We start from the raw sequence: 18328 nt of genomic DNA on the forward strand, positions 1-18328 counted from the left end.
AACAAACCCTAACATAATAACGACAGAAACAGCGTTTTACTTAGCCCTGTTGGCAGCTTTTTTTACGATTTAAGTACCGGATGACCATTTATGGTGAGCTGAGCGCCATTTTTATCGTTTTTCAGCACCGCATTGGCACCCAAAGGCAGGGTGACGGTACGTTGTTCATGACCAAAATCAAGACCGCTGATTAACGGAACTGACAATCTGTCGCGTAGAAAAGCGCAAACCGAATCAAGGCTGTAACCGGCGTCATAGTCATTGGGCGCACTGCCGCTAAAACTGCCAAGAATAATGGCGTTCTGCCGGGCCAGTATTCCCGCATGGTATAGCTGCAGCAGCATGCGTTCAATACGGAATGGGTGCTCATTAATGTCTTCCAGCACCAACACACCGTTTTCGATAGCGGGCATCCACGGCGTGCCCATCAGCGAAATGATCATCGCCAGATTTCCGCCCCATAGCGTACCTTCGGTCGCACACGCCGGGCCGTTACTCTGCCATTCAAGGGTAAATTGGGGATGACGCAAAGCCTGCCAGAAATGGTGCTCGGTAAATGCGTTCATCTCCTCGGCCCCGAAGTTAGCCGCCAGCATTGGGCCGCTGAAGGTAATCACATTGCCCTGCGCCAGCAAACCGCACTGAATCGCCGTAAAATCGCTGTGCCCGCACAGCAGTAGCGGGTTTTGTTGCTGACGAGCAGCCAGTCTCTGCCAGTCGATCCCTTCCAGTAAACGGCTCGCGCCATAGCCGCCGCGTACCGCCATCACAATAGTATCAGGCGTGTGCAGATTAACGAGCGAGTTCACATCTGCCAGACGTTCTGCTTCTGTGCCCGCAAAACGCTGGCATCGGCGCGCAATGACCGCTGAATTATCGACCTGGTGACCGGCCTTAGTAAGCCGCGCAAGCCCACGTAATGCAGCCTGCTGGTTGATACAGTAGCCCGAAGGGGCAATTAAGTGAAACCGGGACATGGCATTTCCTTGCTACAACTAAAACCAAATGTATATCATGCCGCGTAGGTATGTCGTTGTCACCTCAGCGACAGGTTCCGGCTATAAGGATAGATGACGTGAAATTGAGATGGTTTGCTTTTTTGGTTGTATTACTTGCGGGCTGTAGTTCAAAACAGGATTACAAAAATCCGCCATGGAATGCTGAAGTTCCGGTCAAACGCGCAATGCAATGGATGCCGATCAGTGAAAAAGCCGGTGCGGCCTGGGGTGTCAGCCCACAATTGATTACCGCTATCATCGCCATTGAATCTGGCGGAAACCCGAATGCGGTCAGTAAATCGAATGCGATTGGTCTGATGCAGTTAAAAGCGTCCACGTCAGGACGCGATGTTTACCGTCGTATGGGATGGAGCGGAGAGCCGTCGACCAGCGAGCTGAAAAATCCTGAGCGTAATATTTCGATGGGAGCCGCCTACCTGAGTATTCTTGAGACCGGGCCGCTGGCCGGAATTGAAGATCCTCAGGTGATGCAATATGCGCTGGTGGTGTCGTACGCTAACGGGGCGGGCGCCCTGCTGCGAACATTCTCCTCCGACAGAAAAAAAGCCATTAATAAGATCAACGATCTCAGCCCGGATGAATTTATTGAACATGTGGCTGATAATCATCCGGCGCCGCAGGCTCCGCGCTATATCTGGAAGCTCCAGCAAGCGCTGGATGTCATGTAGTTCATGTAATGCTACCCGCGCACCTTATTTGCTTTTTCCCGGGCTTCGCGCTCAAGGGAAAAAATAATCCGCTGTAAGTTCCGCTCCACCGCCGGGCCGACGTTGAGAAAACGAAAGCTCAGGCGGGGAGTGGTAATGGTTTCGTTTTTGCTGTCGATAACCACGCGCTCGCTGATGGAAATCAGCTGGGCGTCAACGTGATACACACCCCATTGCGCCATGTTCAGTTCAACTTGTGAGAAGCGCATGCCTTCTACCAGTCCCTCTGGCTTTGCCGTTTCTAACAGTCCACCCATGCCGCCGAGAGACAAATCGAACAGGCGAAAATGCAGAATGCTGTTGTCCGGCATCTTTGCCGCGCAGCGATAGGGAGGATGCAGCGGCGCGCCGATACGGAAATACTCCCGACGCTGTATGAACCACAGGGAAGGCGGCAGCGTTGAGATAAATGCCGGTAGTCGCTGATACTCGCCTTTTTTAAGCTGCGGCAGCGTGAATTCCACTTTGGCGCCCTGCGTTTCGGCGATAATTGAGATCTGGCTGGCCCGCTGCACGGCCTGGTTTTCATATTCCTGACTGCCAAAGTCCATGATCAGTTCGTCCGGGGTGACCGCCAGTATTTTGCTAATGAACTGGCCACCTGACCAGGAGATACGCAGTGGAACCTGCTGCGAATTTAAGTCCCTGAGAACGCCTAACACCGCTAACGGATTTTGCTTCAGGAACTGCTCATTGTAGTTGCTCACACCTAATGACTCCTGGATGCCTGGTTTATCGTTGGATTATCGGCATCAAACGACGGAACTTAAGACAAATGAATGAAATTTTTTGCCAAAGCCAATGAATTAAGTCTGTGTGGAAAAACGTCATCCAACAGCTTGCCTATACTTAATGCACTGGCGCGGGAATAACGAGCGCACATTCACTGGAAAGAGGGCCTGAAAATGGGAATTATTGCCTGGATTGTTTTTGGTCTGATTGCAGGTGTTATCGCCAAACTGATTATGCCGGGGCGCGATGGCGGTGGATTTATCCTGACCTGTATTCTCGGTATTGTCGGCGCTGTGGTCGGCGGATGGCTGGCAACAATGTTTGGTATCGGCGGTGATGTCAGCGGATTTAATCTCCACAGCTTCCTGGTGGCCGTAGTCGGCGCGATTGTTGTGCTGGGTGTTTTCCGGCTTGTGCGACGAGATTGAGTGAGCGGCCCCCTCTGGGGGCCGTTTCTTTGGAATAGAAAGTTCGTTATGGCGTCGGTTGCGTCTGCTTTTGAGGCTCAGTTGATGCCGTCCCTGCCGGGGCTGGACGCGATGCGGGGACGCTGTCACACGGTTTTTCTTTGGCGCAAATCAGGTCGAGCATTTTTAGCGTTACGCCGTTAGTCCAGCCGAACCCATCCTGCAACGGATATTCACCGCCACCGCCGCCGGTGCCAGTGGTACTCACGTCATACTTTTCAACCAGCTTTTTCTCGCGATCGTAAGTGTGCTGCACGTTGGTGAGGAATCGCCAGGTTACGTCCATGGCGACGTTATCCTGACCGTAATTCTGTAACCCGGCTGCCGCGACCCACTGGAGAGGGGCCCAGCCGTTTGGCGCATCCCATTGCTGGCCGCTTTTCACCGAGGTGGTAGCAAGACCGCCGGGCTGCAGCAGATGCGCCTGGGTTGCCGCGGCGACCTTACTGGCGCGATCTTTTGCCGCTGCATTAACATACAGCGGGAACAGGGCGGCGGCAGTGAGTTGGTTACGTACTTTGTGGCTCTTTAGATCGTAGTCGGCATACCAGCCTTCTTTGTCGTTCCACAGGTGCTTTTCGATCCCTTTTTGTCGGGCATTGGCAAAACCGTCATATTGAGCAGCTTTGGCATCATCACCAGCGGCTTTACTGGCGAGGGCGATCATTTTTTCCATTTTGTACATCAGCGCATTGAGATCGACCGGCACAATGCTGGTGGTACGCAGGGTACCTAGCTGGTTGGGGTTATCCATCCAGCGGGAACTAAAGTCCCAGCCGGACGCGGCGGCGGAGCGCAGGTCGCGGTAGATTTCGGTGGCCGGGCGGTTCGGGTTACTTTTAGCGGTGGCGATATCCTCCACCCATGACTCTGGCCGCGGTGTATCGCGGTCATCCCAGTAGCGGTTCAAAATGGTGCCGTCATCCAGCTTGACCACGCGCTTATTTTGCTGACCGGGCTGGAGCGTTTCGACGCCCTCCATCCAGTAGGTGTACTCTTTGAGCATCTGCGGGAGGTATTTTTTTAGCGCATCATCCCCTTCGTGCTGCGCCAGCAGTTCAACCATAAAGGCAAAGAACGGCGGTTGAGAACGGCTCAGATAATAGGTGCGGTTGCCGTTAGGAATGTGTCCCCAGGCATCAATCTCGTAAGCGAAATTTGCCACCATGTCGGAGACCTTGTCCCAGTGATTACTTTCGGCAAGCCCCAGCATGGTGAAATAGCTGTCCCAATAATATATTTCGCGAAAACGCCCGCCTGGCACCACATATGGCTCCGGGAGCGGCAGCAGCGAGTCCCATTTTTCAACGTCTGTTGTTGAGCGGGTTAGCACCGGCCACAGACCATCAATATGCTCGCGCAGCGATTGCCCGGCAGGGGGGACGTATTTCTCACCCTCTTTTGGTAAGGTAAAGTTCACTCCGACAAAATGACGTAAATCGAATCCAGATTGATTCTTTTGCATTCGGTAATCGGCGAGGATCATTAACGGATCGCTATTGGGAACCGCGTCAGCAAAGGTTTTCTGGTCAGGGAACAATTTGGCCGTTTGTACATCGTTAAACAGAGGGCCGAGCAGAATATCAGGTGGTTGCGGTGTCGTTGCTGGCGCGTCCTCCGCATTGACGGTAAAAGAGGTAAAGGCAAAAAGGGTACTGGCAAACGTCAGTTTTATCGCAACAGAAAGCAGCCCGGAATGGCGAATTGCTGGTGTTATCATCGGTTAATCTCCTTAGCGGTGTGCCGAAGCAGCGGCATTTACCATGAGAAAACCTTAGTTCAGGATCGACCGTTGCGCGTGATCGACTCCCCATTTTGCGAATAAACAGACATTTCCCGACGCGCCAGGAAGATGCACACCCTGTTGAGAAAGGGTGTGCTGATGCCATTAACCTGTATGGGTTATCCGATGCGCCACGCAGTCAATAGTGACCGTATCTCCCGTCTTTATACTATCGAGGGTCTCCCCAAGCTGACACATCCAACAAAGTCCCATTTCACGGGCGATAATCGCGGGGTGAGAAGCCTCACTCCCGGCACGCAGACAGATCCCTTTGATGGTCAGCGGGTCGAGTTGCAACACCGTAGACGGATAAATGACGTCCGCGACCAGGATTGTCGGGCGGCTGAACGTCGGGATTTGCGCCGTCGCTCCTGTTAAATGCTGCAGCGAACGAGACAGTAAATCTTCAATGTCGATATATCGCGCCTGTAAGTAGGGATCGTCGAGCTGTAAATACTGCTGGCTGAGTTCGCTCAGCACCTGCTGCCAGGCGCAGGCGGCGCTACACTGCTTTTCACGCATTACGTCGCACGCCATATCGAACAGCTCGGGATCGTCCAACAGCGTGTGGTGACCGGAGAAGATCGCGGCGATATCGGCGGAATACTTCTCTTCAGCGAGCGCGGTTAGCTCGCTTAAATCGTTCAGCGTGCTCTGGATGGCGGCCTGTAATCGCTGCTGCTCAGCCTGCAATGACGCTGCGGGCTGCGGGCTTATCTCGGGTGAGAATGGCGTGTAACAAAATACCGTCCCCGTTACCCGTGACGGGACCTGAGTCGCCACGTTTTTCGCCTGCGTTGGTGCGAGCGATTCGCCAAAATTCTCTGCCGCCAACTGTTTGAACGCGGCCAGGGCATCTTCTGCCTGTTCGCCTTTGGCAATCAGGCGCAGCGTGTCGTTACAACGCACCTGCAGCAAGGCTATCTGATTGAGACTATCAGGAACGACGCACTTGCCGTTTTTTTCCAGCCACATGTCGGCGTTAAAGCCAGACAGCGTAGATACCAGCCGTGAGGCCGGGCGAACGTGGATACCGTTGGGGTTTTTCACCACAACGGCAATCGAACGGGCATCTGTGTCGGGTGATAGTTCGGCAGAAGCGGACTTTGCTGCCGAGGGCGAAGGTAAACCCAGTTGCTCACATTTGGCGTCGAGGGCGTGCATGGCATCACGGATGACCTGCTCGATATCAGCACCCGCAGCAGCGCTAACCGTCGCGGCCAGCGTGCCTTCAACCAGCGGGGCGGCGCACAGACGGACTTTCGCGGCGATGTCAGGGTCGAGCAGTTCAAGGGCGGTTTCCGCACTCAGCAACGCACTGCCGATATCCATCATCACTAACACGTGATCCGTATCGGCCACGGACTCGATGGCTTCCATCACCTTAATCGGATCGGTGCCAATGGGATTCTCAGGATCGTCAATGCCTGCGGCAATAGCGAGTTTACAGCCATCGCCCATTAACATTTGTCGGGCTAACGCGCCGACGCCTTCGCCCAGTTGGGCGCTGTGAGACACAATAACCAGGTTTACCATCGCTTTATCCTTACTCTCTGGACGCCTGAGCCAGCATTTGCATCATAAACATGACGGACGTTGCGCCAGGATCCTGATGGCCAATGCTGCGTTCACCAAGGTAGCTGGCGCGGCCTTTGCGTGCCTGCATGGTGATGGTGCTTTGTGCCGCGGCTTCCGCTTGTTGGCTTGCGGCTTCCAGCGCCGCCTGTACGCTTAGCTTTTGCTCGCAGGACTGACGTAAAGATTCCACCACCGGCAACCAAACGTCGCACATGGTTTTGTCGCCAGGCTCAGCTTTACCACGGCTAATGACGCCTTCTGCGCCATCGCGAATCATTTGATACAACTCGTCCAGCGTCAGGCTCTGGTGGGCTTGTGTGACCTGGGCGGCGCGGATGAAAAAGGTACCGAACAGCGGGCCGCTGGCTCCGCCAACGCTGGAGAGCAATACCATGCCGGTATTTTTTAAAATAAAGCCGATGTCTTTATCGGCGATAGACGGCAGTTTTTCGACCACTTTACTAAAGCCACGATGCATGTTCAGACCGTGGTCTGCATCGCCGATTTCCCGGTCCAGCCCGGTGAGAAAATCACTTTCGGTAGTGAATATTTCGCCGCAGCGATAGAGCCAGTTAACAATTTGCGTTCTGGTGAGGGACATCATGAATCTCCTTATTTACCCCAGTTGAGAGCAGGGGTGTGAACCGGTGCATCCCATAAATTCAGCGTTTCGTCATCCACCTGTAACAGGGTGATTGAAAAACCGGTCATATCCAGAGAGGTACAGTAAGAGCCGATCAGGTTGCGCTCAATGACGATCCCCGCATCCTGGCAACGGCTTTCGAGGCGGTTATACACGCCGAAGAGTTCTGACAACGGCGTCGCACCGAGATTATTGACCAGCGCAATGACGCGATCGCCGCTTTGCAACGCCCGCTTGCTTTCTTTGCCTTCCTGCCACGCGCCCTGGACGTTGTCCCAATGACGCAGCGTGCGGCTGTAGTTGCCGTTTTCCAGCAGCGTGTCGAACATTTCATCTACGGTTTGGTCGAGAGACGTGAAGGCTCTGCGGTCAATGCCCGGCTCCCCGTGGATACCCACGCCAAACTCCATTTCGTTATCCTGCAGCGTGAACGACGGTTGCCCGGCGGCCGGAACGGTACAGGCGCCAATGGCGATCCCAATGGAGTGTCCTTGGTTATTCAGTTGACGCCCGAGTGCCGCGCAGGCTTCCAGCGAGTCACCGCGTTCGGCTGCCGCACCGACCAGTTTTTCTATCAATACGGTATTCGCCACGCCACGACGACCGGCGGTATACAGACTATCTTTCACCGCGACGTCGTCATCCACAACCATGGTCGTGACTTTAATACCGCTTTCGTGCAGCAACTCGGCGGCGGTTTCGAAGTTAAGAATGTCGCCGGTGTAATTCTTGATGATCAGCAGGACGCCTTCACCGCCGTCAATTTGCATGGCGCATTCGAACATTTTATCCGGCGTAGGTGAGGTAAAAATCTCACCCGGGCAGGCCCCGGCGAGCATGCCCTGCCCAATATAACCGCAGTGCATTGGCTCATGTCCGCTGCCGCCGCCGGAAAGGAGCGCCACTTTGCCCATCACCGGCGCATCTGCGCGAGTGACGTACACCGGGTCCTGATGCAGCGCCAGGGAGGGGTAAGCCTTCGCCAGTCCGGCGAGTTGCTCATTCAGTACGTCTTCAACACGGTTGATCAATTTTTTCATTATTTATGCTCCGCAGACAGTCCTGGATGCTGCCAAAATTCAGCAGCCTCTGATGTAGGGTATCGGTTTGTACAACGCTACGGCGACCGCTCGCTGCCGATAAAGTAATTTTGCACACGGGTATGCAAAAGAAAATTGCTGTTGGTGGTGTTTCAATAAGGAACATTGCTATCTCAATATGTTCCATATTGAAACAAGATGGCGTCAAATTCGCCTAAACTGCGACGTTGGGCATCCTTTTGTTTTACGGTTGGCAAGGGGGCAGGCAGTTCATCAAGGTGAAGGGCGTGAACGAACAGGAGGCAGATTAAGAAGGCTAAAATCGTGCAGGCAGGTGGTTGATCGCCACCAGTTTTCCTTGCTCAAGTTCGATATAACCCCCTTTTTTTAAGGCCGCGAGCATTTTCATCACGCTACTGCGTGAAAGGTGCGTCCTGTCCAGAATGTACTGGTAGGCGGCAATCTGCTGGCGAATGTTGTCTGATTCTTTGGCCAGAGCCTGTAGTTGATAGCACAGCACATCATAAGTGGTGGGGGCCGCGACCATCTCATTTTGAATAAACAGTTTATTTGTCACGATGATCATATGCCGGGCCATGATCTCCCAAAGCTGTTTTGCTTCAATGCGTGCCATAACGGTTTCCAGTGGGACAGTCGCAACTTCGCATTCCTCAAGGGCGCGGAGCAATAGTTTCTCTGATAATGCGCTGGTGAAGCCGAGAGACACCGGCGCAGAGGCGATGCCTAAAGCCAGATTATTCTCCAGGTTTTCAATACTTACCGTACCCTGGCGGATAAACTGACACAGATGTTCTCCAGAATGGATAAATACAAAGCGGCTACCTTTGGGGTAGCGCCTGAACTCGCATTCTTCTGTCAATTGTCGCAGCAACTCCGGAGCATAAGGCGAGGGTTGTTTTAGCAGGTTTATCGGCGATTCATGAGGCATAATGGGGTTATCCCGCATAGATTTTCATTCGTTTACGTTGTGCAGCATAGCGTACGGTTAATACTTCAGGGGAATATTTTGCTGTATTTGTTTCAATACGCCGCGCTCGGTAACGATATAGCCGCCTTTTTTTAATTCGGCCAGAATTTTCATGATACTGCTCCGTGACAGAAACGTGCGGCTCTGAATATAGTTTGCGGCGGTAATGTGCTGCCGAAACTCGTCAGATTCGCGCATCAACTCATAAAGTTGTGAGCGAATAACATCGTAAGATGTTGGGGCGGAAATGCGAGTGCAATGGTCATAAACACGCCCGGCCGTATAAATGAGTAACATGGACAGGCTCTCCCACAGATCCTCATCGGCAATAATCTCATTAGCTGTTTCCAGAGGAATGGCTGCAACGGTTGAGCACTCTTCACACCGCATAAAGAGATATTCCGATTCTGCAAGCTGATTGCTTAGTCCGAAGATAAATGGCGCGACTTCAGAATTGAGCATAAAGCCGTCGCGTTGCCTGAAGATGGCAATCGTGCCATTCAATAGCAAATAACATTGATGAGAATTATTGCTCTTGTAGTTAATTATTTGTCTGTATTTTGTTTCATAAATGTTGGTGCTTGGCTTTAGCTTTTCAATAATATTTATTATGTGTTCCACCGGCTTTATCGGTAAGGCTTGATACATACTTGATTCAATGATTATTTTTGTTTCAGGCATGAGTCGCCCTCCTCAATAAATATGCTGCTAAAAACAACATAAGATGGTGTTGGTTTTAATAATTATGGTAATGAGAGGAAGATAATGGAATCCATGGCACGGTGTAAAATTACACCGAAAAATAACTTGAGCAAATACGTGTATCTATATCAAAATTGTCCATAAGCAGAAGAGCAATAGCATCTAATAAGGATCGGTTTTACTTACATGGAGCCTAATTCCATCCTTGCTAATTTGCGCTGATTGTTATTTCTCGCAGTACTTTCAAAGTGATGGCAATAATAAAGTTATGAGGCGTTATTTGCATCAGGGTAAATAACGATGCAGCACTATAAATAAAAGTTAAGGAAAGCAATTATGAAAAAGAATGTGATAGCGAAGACGTTGTCTGCTGCGGCCATTCTCATGGCCTCAAACGCAATGGCCTATGATGGTACGGTTATTTTTAATGGTGAAATCCTCGATTCGGCCTGTACCGTTGATATTGGTGGTAGTAATACGTTGATGGTCGATCTGGGACGTGTCGCTAAAACAGCATTCGTCAGTACTGGCGATGAAGCATCCACCACAAAATTTACGCTACGGCTGAAAGATTGCCCGGCCAGCGTGGCCGCAGCAAAGGTGAAATTTGACGGTGCGCATGACGGTAATGACAGTAGCTTGTTGGCCATCACACAAGGTTCCGGGTCGGCAGGCGGTGTGGCAATACGTCTTAAGACGGCAGACAGTGTGAACTTAGGACTTAATCAGGACAACGGTTATACCTACATGTTATCCAGTACCGCGGATAATAATCTGGATTTCTATGCCGCCTATGTGGCAACCGCTGTGCCTGTTCTTCCAGGCGCGGCTAACGCGGTGGCTAATTTCACTGTTAACTACAACTGATTTACCTGTGCAGTTTTAAGGGCCGGCAAACGGCCCTTTCAGAGGTTTATGATGAGAGTATTACGTTTTTGCATGTTGCCCCTGGTTGCTGTGGCGATCGGTATTACTACTGCGCATGCGGGTGTCTCAATTGGTGGTACCCGAGTCATTTACGATGGCGGAAAGAAAGAGGCTTCGCTGAGCGTTAATAATCCTGATGCGGTTCCTTACTTAATTCAATCTTGGATTGAAACGCAAAGCAATGACGGGGCGAAAGCACCGTTTATCATTACTCCACCGCTTTATCGTTTGGATAAAGGGCAGCGAAACGTAATGCGCATTATTCGCGCAGGCAATTTGCCAGAAGATAAAGAATCTCTGTTCTGGCTCAATATTAAATCGATACCGTCGGCAGAGCGTAAAGATAATACATTACAAATAGCTATCAAAACGCGAATAAAACTGATCTACAGGCCGGTCGGATTAAGCCAGTCAACACCAGATGCGCAGGTAGAAAAACTACGCTGGAAATCGGACGGTAAATTTATTCAGGTGACGAACTCATCCTCATACTTTATTAATTTTAATGAAATTACCGTGGCAGGTAAAAGAATCGAAGACGTCACGTTTGTCGCGCCCGGACGCAGCGCGAGTTTCGCACTACCGACAGGTATTACCGGTGGAGCAATAACCTACAGAATTATTAATGATTACGGCGGGATAAGTGAGGCGTATCACGCCTCACTCTAAAACGCAGTCCGGACGGGAAGATTATGTCAATGATGATAGCCAAAATGATAACTAATCCGCCTCCGGTCCGATTGCTGCTGTTTATTTTATTAACCGTCGCCAATGTACTGAATGAAGTAAAAGGTCGTGATTACTTTAACCCTGCGTTACTGGAGCGTACAGGATCCACAAATGGCGATGTTGATCTTTCCGGCTTTGAGACAGGACAACAGGCGGAAGGAACATATCATGTTGATATTCTTCTCAATGGAGAGAATGTTGATACCCGCGATGTAGTGTTTACCAGACGGGAAGGGGGAATGCTGGAACCGTGCCTTTCAACAGAGTTGTTGGTGGGCTACGGTGTGAAGACAGCGCTATATCCAGGGCTTGTCGGGAACGAGAATTGCGCTGATCTGTCCGCTATTCCTCAGGCTTCCAGCGAACTGTTATTTTCTTCCCAGAAGTTGTTATTGAGTATTCCGCAGGCCGCGCTTTCTTCACCGGCGCGCGGTTATGTTGCGCCAGAACAGTGGGATGAAGGTATTACAGCCATGATGCTCAATTACAGTCTCAGTGGGGATAACAGCCGGACAAAGGACACAGGAAACAACAGCAACAGTCAGTACGTTAACCTGCGTCCGGGAATTAACTATGGCCCATGGCGGTTACGTAACTACAGCACCTGGAATAAAGACAGCCAGGGAAATGCGCACTGGGACACCGTCTATAGCTACGTGCAGCGCAATATTATTCCGCTGAAAGCGCAACTGGTACTGGGCGACAGCTCTTCGCCAGCCGATGTTTTTGACAGCATTCCTTTTCGCGGCGGCCAGCTTGCCTCTGATGATGAGATGATCCCGGATTCGCTGAAAGGCTATGCGCCGGTGGTGCGAGGAATCGCCCGAACAAACGCGCAGGTGATCATTCGACAAAATGGTTATCAAATTTACCAAAACTACGTCTCTCCGGGGGCGTTTGAAATAACCGACATGTACCCGACCGGAGGCGCGGGCGATCTTGACGTGAGTATCAAAGAAGCCGACGGTAGTGAACAACATTTTACCGTTCCGTTTGCTTCATTGCCCGTGCTGCAACGAGAAGGGCGTCTCAAATATGCCTTGACCGCCGGACGTTATCGCTCATATGACAGTCGGGTTGAGCAGACATCCTTTGTTCAGGGAACGCTGATTTATGGTTTGCCGGCAGGATTCACGGCTTATGGCGGCGTCCAGGGGGCAGATAATTATCGTTCTGTTGCAACAGGTATCGGGAAAAATCTTGGCGTGGTGGGGGCGGTGTCGGCTGATGTTAGCCAGTCCTGGTCCCAGCCACAGAATACGGGGCAACAGCAGGGACAATCCTGGCGCATTCGTTACAGCAAAAACAGCGTGGTAACCGGGACAAACTTTTCGATTGCCGGATACCGTTATTCAACGGCTGGCTATTCCGGGATGCAAGACACGTTTGATTCTTATGGAGTCAGCAGTTCATCGATAGAGAAACGCCGTAATCGCATGGAGGCAAACATCAACCAGTCTCTGGGAGCGTCAGGTGGCTCCCTTTCGCTCAGCGCGGTGCGGGAAGATTACTGGCGTTACACAAAACCACTGCAGTCATGGAGCCTGAGTTATAACAACACCTGGCACGGAATAAGCTATGGGATTAGCTGGACGCAGAGTAAAAACGGTTATTCGGGCAGCAATGCTCGCTACGACAGCGATCGTCTGGCCGCTCTGAATATCAGCCTTCCACTGGAACGCTTTTCGACCAATTCATGGGCCAGCTATAGCATGAATACCAGCCGTAACAGTGGGACAACGCACAGCGTCGGCTTGAGCGGGATGGCGCTGGAGGGAAATGCTCTGAACTGGAGTATTCGGCAGGGTTATGGTTCCGAGGATGCGGGTTATACCGGCAGCCTGAACGCTGATTATAAAGGCGGGTACGCGGAAGTCAGTGGGGGTTACAGTTATGATCGCAACCTGCAACGGGTGAATTATTCGCTAGCGGGGGGCGTGCTCGCCCACGCCGATGGTGTCACATTTTCACAGCCATTGGGTGAAACCAACGTCTTGATTAAAGCGCCGGGCGCTGCGAATGTCGGTATAAAAAACCAAAGTGGCGTACGCACAGATTTTCGTGGATACACCGTTGCCAGTAACGTCTCTCCCTATCGCAAAAATGATATCGGACTGGAGACGGCAACTATAGCGGATGACGTTGAGCTGGAACTGACCAATAAAATCGTGGTGCCGACCCGTGGCGCGGTGGTTCGCACAGATTTTGTGGCCAACGTAGGATTGCGCGCATTGCTCACGTTACGCCGTGATAACGGAAAGCCTGTCCCATTTGGTGCGATGGTGACGGTCAGAGGTGTTCAGGGGCAAAGCTTCATTGTAGGGGATGATGGCCAGGTTTATTTAAGCGGCATGCAGTCACAAAACGTACTGGACGTTGTCTGGGGCAATGACAACCAACAACACTGTACGGCTAAATATACTCTGAACAGCGAAGAAAATTATCGTGGTATTACCGTGACTGACAGTCTGTGTCGGTAACTCACTTTATTTATTGAGTCTATTAAGATGAACCGAATTTACGTTCTCTGTATTTTATTATTTCTCCCCGGTTTGAGCTATGCCGATGATTGTTCCGTCAATGCGACGCTATTTGGTACAGTTACCATGGGGAATATTATTGTGCAACGCGATGCGCCGGTAGGTAGCGAAATTGCGCGTGCCAGACTTTCCGGGTATGCAAAGCTTGAAGTAGATGCTCCTGACAGGCCAACGTCATGCAGTGGCGGTTATACGTTCAATTACTTATCGGCAACGAACTCGCCAATAAATAATGTATTTAACACTAACCTCGATGGTGTTGGAATTCGTGTATCAGTTTTACCTGGTAGTTTTGTGCTGCCATCCAACGGTACGGCTTACGTTTATAATCTCGGTTTTTACGATGTAATGTTAATTAAAACCGGGAAAATAACCCCTGGGTATTTAACGCCGGGAGTAATAATGCAGGGATGGTTCGTCACACCAGATAATTATTTTACACAAATTTCCCTGGATGCAAATACGCAGGTAACGGTATTAGCATGCTCTGTTTCCAGCCAGACGCTGAATTTTAACCTTGGCGACATTAATGCCAGTGAATTCTCTAACCAATCGGGGTTTAACCCGCCGCGTAGCGATAGCCAGAACCTTGGACTTAACTGCGATGCGTCCGCCAACATTAACGTGGAACTCATGGGTACGCAGAACCCCGATGTGACAGGCGATACGAGCGTGTTGGCGCTGAACGGTCAGGGAACGCAGGGAACTGCAGACGGGGTAGGAATACAAATGCTTTATAACAACGTTCCGTTGCAACTGAATAATCGCATTGTATTGAAGCGTTCAACTGGCGGGCAGGAAACGTTGCCGCTGATAGCGCGTTACTACCAGACTAAGCCGGTCGTCAGACCGGGAAGCGCCAATGCAACCGCGACGTTGAATATTACTTACCAATAACAGGGAATAAATAATGTTACCTGGAAAAAGGACGGCCATAGTGATGATGCTCGCATCACCTGTATGGGGGATGGGTGATCCTGTGACGCTCAACATCAACGGCAATGTCAAAACCGCGCCCTGTCAGGTGAGCAGCGACAGTGTGACCAAAACTGTTGATTTAACGCCCGGGCAATCTGTCACCGCTTCATCGTTATACACCGCGGGTTCGACCACGCCGTGGGTCGCTTTTGAATTAAGTGTTGAACAGTGTCCTGCCGGGACAAGCCGTGTAACGGTATTATTTAACGGTAATGCCGATAGCGACCATCCCAATGATATGTACCGGAATATCGGTACCGCCTCACCCGTAGCAATCCAGGTACAGGCGAGCGATGGTGTGCCCCTTGGCAACGGAAAATCATTAACCGCAAATATTTCCAATCAGCGCTATACATGGCGTTTGCGCGCCAGAATCTATAGTGAGCAAGGGCTGGTAACGCCTGGAACCATCAATTCTGCGATTACTATTTCTATGACCTACCAATAAACTAAAGCAGGCGCCTTAATGAACATCAGCATCCGCTGTGATGACAATATGTATAAATTGGGATTGATCGCATTACTAAGAGAAATATTTTCACTGGAAATGGCCCAGCAAACTCTGAGCATTCAGAATTTTGAATCTAAAAATAGGGCAACTGATGATGTGATGATTTTAATGCTCAGCCCCGGTGAACATTATCTTTGCCATTCAGAATTCTTTACCCGATCTCCAGGGCTTATTGTGGGTTTAATTGACAGGGAGCATATTCCTGCGCGTGGCGAAGTGCCTTCATGTATCAACCATATTGTTTTTATTCCTCACGATACTCCGGCCAGTCAAATGGGGACGGTGATTAAACATCACTGGTCCTTAGCGAAAAATGCAAATTTAACCAATAAGGGGCGCTCTTGCTTAGGTTGCCCACATAAAACATTCACAGCGCAGCAGCATCAGTTAATTCGTTTATTATTGTCAGGGCTCACGTCAAAGCAAATTGGTTTGCATATGCATATTTGTCAGAAAACGGTGCTGGCACACCGTCGAGCCTTAATGAACAAATTTAGGTTGAGGTCCGATTGCGAATTATTACAATTCCTCATCGCTGCACAGGAAAAGAGGGTTTTCAGCGCAGAGAAACCCGCAGCGAGTGAAGAAACAATAGCTCGGCCAGTTGCACCTGGTGCAGAATTGTACATGATCCCGGTGAGCTGCAGATAGAAAGCCACCTGCTTCGCAAGTGGCTTATGCTCAAGGTTACTTAGGGGGCTTAGCCCGGATAAATTCCGCGATCTTTACGTGCCAGCAAAATACGCTCACAGGCGACAATATAGGCGGCGGTACGCAGAGAGCAGGATTTCTCGGCGGCTTTTTCCCACACGTGCACCATCGCATCGGTCATGATTTTATCCATGCGTTGGTTGATCTCTTCTTCGCTCCAGAAGAAGCTTGCCATGTCCTGAACCCATTCGAAGTAGCTGACGGTAACGCCGCCGGCGTTACAAACTACGTCAGGAACAACCACAATACCGCGGCTTGCCAGAACGTCGTCGGCATCCGGATAGGTTGGACCGTTGGCGCCTTCGAGTATCAGTTTACAGGTCAGCGTTTCAGCGCGGTGACGGGTGATCTGACCTTCGAGCGCGGCAGGGATCAGAATGTCCATCTCCAGGCTCCAGAAAGCCTCGCTGGCGATGGTTTCAGCCCCCGGGAAACCAGCAATCTGTTTGTGCTCCAGTTGCCAGGCTGACAGCGCGGACATGTCGATGCCGGTAGCGTTAAACAGCGTCGCGGTGTGATCCTGAATAGCGACTACGCGTGCGCCAGCTGCCGCGAAAAGACGGGCGGCTTCACTGCCGACGTTACCAAAACCTTGCACCGCGACGCGAGCGCCTTCAACGTCGATATTGGCACGACGAGCCACTTCCAGACCGCTGACAAAAACGCCGCGACCGGTGGCTTTATCACGGCCTAACGAGCCCCCGAGGTGAATAGGTTTACCGGTGACCACGCTGGTCACGGTGGTGCCGTGGTTCATGGAATAGGTATCCATCATCCAGGCCATCACTTTACCGTTTGTACCCACATCCGGCGCAGGGATGTCTTTCTGTGGTCCAATAATAATGCCGATTTCGCTGGTATAGCGACGGGTCAAACGCTCCAGTTCGCCTTCAGACAGTGAGAACGGATCGACGCGCACACCACCTTTGGCACCGCCGTACGGCAGATTCAACGCTGCGCATTTGATGGTCATCCATGCGGACAGGGCCATCACTTCATTAAGATCAACATCAGGATGAAAACGCACACCGCCTTTGCCCGGACCGCGGGAAAGGTTATGTTGCACGCGATACCCTTCAAAATGACGGATAGTCCCGTCATCCATTTGTACCGGGATATCGACAATCAACGCGCGTTTTGGGTGACGCAGGGTATCCACCCAATGGGAAAGTTCGCCCAGGTAAGGGGCCACACGCTCGATTTGTTGCAGGTAGGTATTCCAGGCAGATGTGCTGCTATCTGAAGCGTAAGATAACTTATCCATGATAAACCTTAGTTATAAAAGTAATATGTTCTTAATTTGGCCGTGGCATACAGTGAATTTCACCATATACACCTAAATTTAACATTTTTTTCATGGAGTGGCCCCCCCAGCCAACGCAGCTTATCGGCATGGATAGTATGGGCTTTAGTTGAAAGATGAATAACTATGCTTGTTTTGTGCTGTCTTTGTGATCTTTTGCGAGGCTGGAGTGATTTAATATGCGTATTTTGCAAAAAACACATTTTGTCAGATTTATGACGCACCTCTAAAAGTAAACAATATGATAATAAAATGTGTTTGCTTTATTGCATTAAGCTGGGCATCTGTCGGCTTAAGGCCCGTGGAAAATAACTTTGTATCCCTGCTCATTCCAGTGTTGCAGCAGTTCATTTTGTCGTCTGGTTGGCGCCGTACCGGTCCAGACGAAAAGCGTTTGCCCGGGGAATAGCTCAGGACGTGGTGTTTCAATAGGCTCTGCAAGAATGGCGATATGCCACCCGGATTGCGATAAGCGCCAGGCCTCAAGCCATAAACGGGTTCTGTCTTCAACATCCCAGGCCATCAGAATGGCATCTTTCCCTGACTTGCGACGCGTTTCTGACAGAAGTACCGCAACATATTCGATCAGCGCGCCGTCAAGCATGCTGTTCATTATGCGAGAGGTATTATGATCAAGTATGAGTCGCTGGCGTACAGGAAGATAGACTCGGTCAATCAACGCATCGACCGGATACGCGCGGCCAAGAGAGAGCATTTTGGCCCGCAGCTTCGGCGGATTGGCCATCCGCAGAATGCTCATCATCTCTTCCTGCAATTGATTCCAGTCATCATCAGTTTCGCGGGTACTGGTTTCCAGTAATGCTTTCACTTTCCCGACAGGCGTACCATTGCTAATCCAACGTTTGATTTCTTCAATACGTTGAATATCCTCTTCATCAAAGAGTCGGTGTCCGCCTTCGCTTCGTTGAGGTTTGAGTAAACCGTAGCGTCGTTGCCATGCCCGAAGGGT

At 50.9% G+C, this 18328-nt stretch carries 18 protein-coding genes; 8 read left to right on the forward strand and 10 right to left on the reverse strand.

The genetic code is table 11. The features are described from left to right. Positions 1-62: 62 nt before the first annotated feature. Entirely contained in the window at positions 63-977 is a 915-nt protein-coding gene (ldcA, locus tag KQJ18_RS04540; protein WP_216421539.1) for a muramoyltetrapeptide carboxypeptidase, read from the reverse strand. A gap of 98 nt (positions 978-1075) precedes the next feature. On the opposite strand from ldcA, the gene emtA reads away from it, so the two are divergent. Then, entirely contained in the window at positions 1076-1687 is a 612-nt protein-coding gene (gene emtA, locus KQJ18_RS04545) for a membrane-bound lytic murein transglycosylase EmtA (RefSeq protein WP_016153365.1), read from the forward strand. Between the two features lie 11 nt (positions 1688-1698). On the opposite strand, the gene ycgR is transcribed toward emtA, so the two are convergent. After that, positions 1699-2433, reverse strand: coding sequence for a flagellar brake protein YcgR (gene ycgR / locus KQJ18_RS04550; RefSeq protein WP_038641216.1), 735 nt, complete (start codon positions 2431-2433; stop codon positions 1699-1701). Between the two features lie 198 nt (positions 2434-2631). Here ycgR and KQJ18_RS04555 point away from each other — a divergent pair, with 198 nt between their 5' ends. Further along, positions 2632-2886, forward strand: a complete 255-nt coding sequence (locus KQJ18_RS04555; protein ID WP_006684222.1) for a GlsB/YeaQ/YmgE family stress response membrane protein — start codon at positions 2632-2634, stop codon at positions 2884-2886. A 46-nt stretch (positions 2887-2932) separates the two neighbouring features. Here the strand turns inward: KQJ18_RS04555 and KQJ18_RS04560 are convergent, their stop codons facing one another. The 6 genes from KQJ18_RS04560 to KQJ18_RS04585 form a co-directional block, all read right to left on the reverse strand. Beyond that, entirely contained in the window at positions 2933-4645 is a 1713-nt protein-coding gene (locus tag KQJ18_RS04560) for an alpha,alpha-trehalase (RefSeq protein ID WP_087856080.1), read from the reverse strand. A gap of 168 nt (positions 4646-4813) precedes the next feature. Beyond that, the gene (gene dhaM, locus KQJ18_RS04565) at positions 4814-6244 is read right to left on the reverse strand and encodes a dihydroxyacetone kinase phosphoryl donor subunit DhaM (protein WP_216421540.1); all 1431 of its coding nucleotides are present in this window, start codon (positions 6242-6244) and stop codon (positions 4814-4816) included. A gap of 10 nt (positions 6245-6254) precedes the next feature. Next, positions 6255-6887 (reverse strand): dihydroxyacetone kinase subunit DhaL, encoded by a 633-nt coding sequence (gene dhaL / locus KQJ18_RS04570; RefSeq protein ID WP_038641211.1) that lies wholly within the window; start codon positions 6885-6887, stop codon positions 6255-6257. A gap of 11 nt (positions 6888-6898) precedes the next feature. Then, positions 6899-7969, reverse strand: a complete 1071-nt coding sequence (gene dhaK, locus KQJ18_RS04575; RefSeq protein ID WP_038641209.1) for a dihydroxyacetone kinase subunit DhaK — start codon at positions 7967-7969, stop codon at positions 6899-6901. Positions 7970-8285: 316 nt separating this feature from the next. Beyond that, positions 8286-8936: a winged helix-turn-helix transcriptional regulator gene (locus KQJ18_RS04580; RefSeq protein WP_253297447.1), complete on the reverse strand. Its 651-nt coding sequence runs from the start codon at positions 8934-8936 to the stop codon at positions 8286-8288. 39 nt (positions 8937-8975) lie between these two features. Further along, entirely contained in the window at positions 8976-9638 is a 663-nt protein-coding gene (locus KQJ18_RS04585) for a winged helix-turn-helix transcriptional regulator (protein ID WP_170973261.1), read from the reverse strand. A gap of 357 nt (positions 9639-9995) precedes the next feature. Between KQJ18_RS04585 and KQJ18_RS04590 the strand changes: the two genes are divergently transcribed. From KQJ18_RS04590 to KQJ18_RS04615, 6 genes are read left to right on the forward strand one after another with little or no spacing between them, the layout of a single operon-like run. Next, a complete protein-coding gene (locus KQJ18_RS04590; protein WP_087856082.1) occupies positions 9996-10526 on the forward strand; it encodes a fimbrial protein in 531 nt (176 codons plus the stop codon). 51 nt (positions 10527-10577) lie between these two features. Continuing rightward, entirely contained in the window at positions 10578-11255 is a 678-nt protein-coding gene (locus tag KQJ18_RS04595; RefSeq protein ID WP_087856083.1) for a fimbria/pilus periplasmic chaperone, read from the forward strand. 44 nt (positions 11256-11299) lie between these two features. Continuing rightward, positions 11300-13795 (forward strand): fimbria/pilus outer membrane usher protein, encoded by a 2496-nt coding sequence (locus KQJ18_RS04600; RefSeq protein ID WP_253297448.1) that lies wholly within the window; start codon positions 11300-11302, stop codon positions 13793-13795. Positions 13796-13822: 27 nt separating this feature from the next. After that, positions 13823-14752 (forward strand): fimbrial protein, encoded by a 930-nt coding sequence (locus KQJ18_RS04605; RefSeq protein ID WP_216421542.1) that lies wholly within the window; start codon positions 13823-13825, stop codon positions 14750-14752. Between the two features lie 13 nt (positions 14753-14765). Continuing rightward, positions 14766-15281 (forward strand): fimbrial protein, encoded by a 516-nt coding sequence (locus KQJ18_RS04610; RefSeq protein ID WP_199978545.1) that lies wholly within the window; start codon positions 14766-14768, stop codon positions 15279-15281. Positions 15282-15299: 18 nt separating this feature from the next. After that, positions 15300-15995: a helix-turn-helix transcriptional regulator gene (locus KQJ18_RS04615; RefSeq protein ID WP_087856086.1), complete on the forward strand. Its 696-nt coding sequence runs from the start codon at positions 15300-15302 to the stop codon at positions 15993-15995. A gap of 49 nt (positions 15996-16044) precedes the next feature. Here the strand turns inward: KQJ18_RS04615 and KQJ18_RS04620 are convergent, their stop codons facing one another. Further along, entirely contained in the window at positions 16045-17319 is a 1275-nt protein-coding gene (locus KQJ18_RS04620; RefSeq protein WP_038641196.1) for a Glu/Leu/Phe/Val dehydrogenase, read from the reverse strand. A 331-nt stretch (positions 17320-17650) separates the two neighbouring features. Next, on the reverse strand, positions 17651-18328 hold a 678-nt coding region (locus tag KQJ18_RS04625), incomplete at its 5' end, for a MerR family transcriptional regulator (protein ID WP_216421543.1).

It is taken from the genome of Citrobacter sp. S55_ASV_140, assembly GCF_018919505.1.
Taxonomy (GTDB): Bacteria; Pseudomonadota; Gammaproteobacteria; order Enterobacterales; family Enterobacteriaceae; genus Citrobacter; species Citrobacter werkmanii.

Bases quoted from the DNA above. Each gene is read 5' to 3' on its own strand.
- ldcA (WP_216421539.1), bottom strand. From the start codon at position 977: ATGTCCCGGTTTCACTTAATTGCCCCTTCGGGCTACTGTATCAACCAG.
- KQJ18_RS04555 (WP_006684222.1), top strand. From the start codon at position 2,632: ATGGGAATTATTGCCTGGATTGTTTTTGGTCTGATTGCAGGTGTTATC.
- KQJ18_RS04560 (WP_087856080.1), bottom strand. From the start codon at position 4,645: ATGATAACACCAGCAATTCGCCATTCCGGGCTGCTTTCTGTTGCGATA.
- dhaM (WP_216421540.1), bottom strand. From the start codon at position 6,244: ATGGTAAACCTGGTTATTGTGTCTCACAGCGCCCAACTGGGCGAAGGC.
- dhaL (WP_038641211.1), bottom strand. From the start codon at position 6,887: ATGTCCCTCACCAGAACGCAAATTGTTAACTGGCTCTATCGCTGCGGC.
- dhaK (WP_038641209.1), bottom strand. From the start codon at position 7,969: ATGAAAAAATTGATCAACCGTGTTGAAGACGTACTGAATGAGCAACTC.
- KQJ18_RS04580 (WP_253297447.1), bottom strand. From the start codon at position 8,936: ATGCGGGATAACCCCATTATGCCTCATGAATCGCCGATAAACCTGCTA.
- KQJ18_RS04585 (WP_170973261.1), bottom strand. From the start codon at position 9,638: ATGCCTGAAACAAAAATAATCATTGAATCAAGTATGTATCAAGCCTTA.
- KQJ18_RS04590 (WP_087856082.1), top strand. From the start codon at position 9,996: ATGAAAAAGAATGTGATAGCGAAGACGTTGTCTGCTGCGGCCATTCTC.
- KQJ18_RS04595 (WP_087856083.1), top strand. From the start codon at position 10,578: ATGAGAGTATTACGTTTTTGCATGTTGCCCCTGGTTGCTGTGGCGATC.
- KQJ18_RS04600 (WP_253297448.1), top strand. From the start codon at position 11,300: ATGATAACTAATCCGCCTCCGGTCCGATTGCTGCTGTTTATTTTATTA.
- KQJ18_RS04605 (WP_216421542.1), top strand. From the start codon at position 13,823: ATGAACCGAATTTACGTTCTCTGTATTTTATTATTTCTCCCCGGTTTG.
- KQJ18_RS04610 (WP_199978545.1), top strand. From the start codon at position 14,766: ATGTTACCTGGAAAAAGGACGGCCATAGTGATGATGCTCGCATCACCT.
- KQJ18_RS04615 (WP_087856086.1), top strand. From the start codon at position 15,300: ATGAACATCAGCATCCGCTGTGATGACAATATGTATAAATTGGGATTG.
- KQJ18_RS04620 (WP_038641196.1), bottom strand. From the start codon at position 17,319: ATGGATAAGTTATCTTACGCTTCAGATAGCAGCACATCTGCCTGGAAT.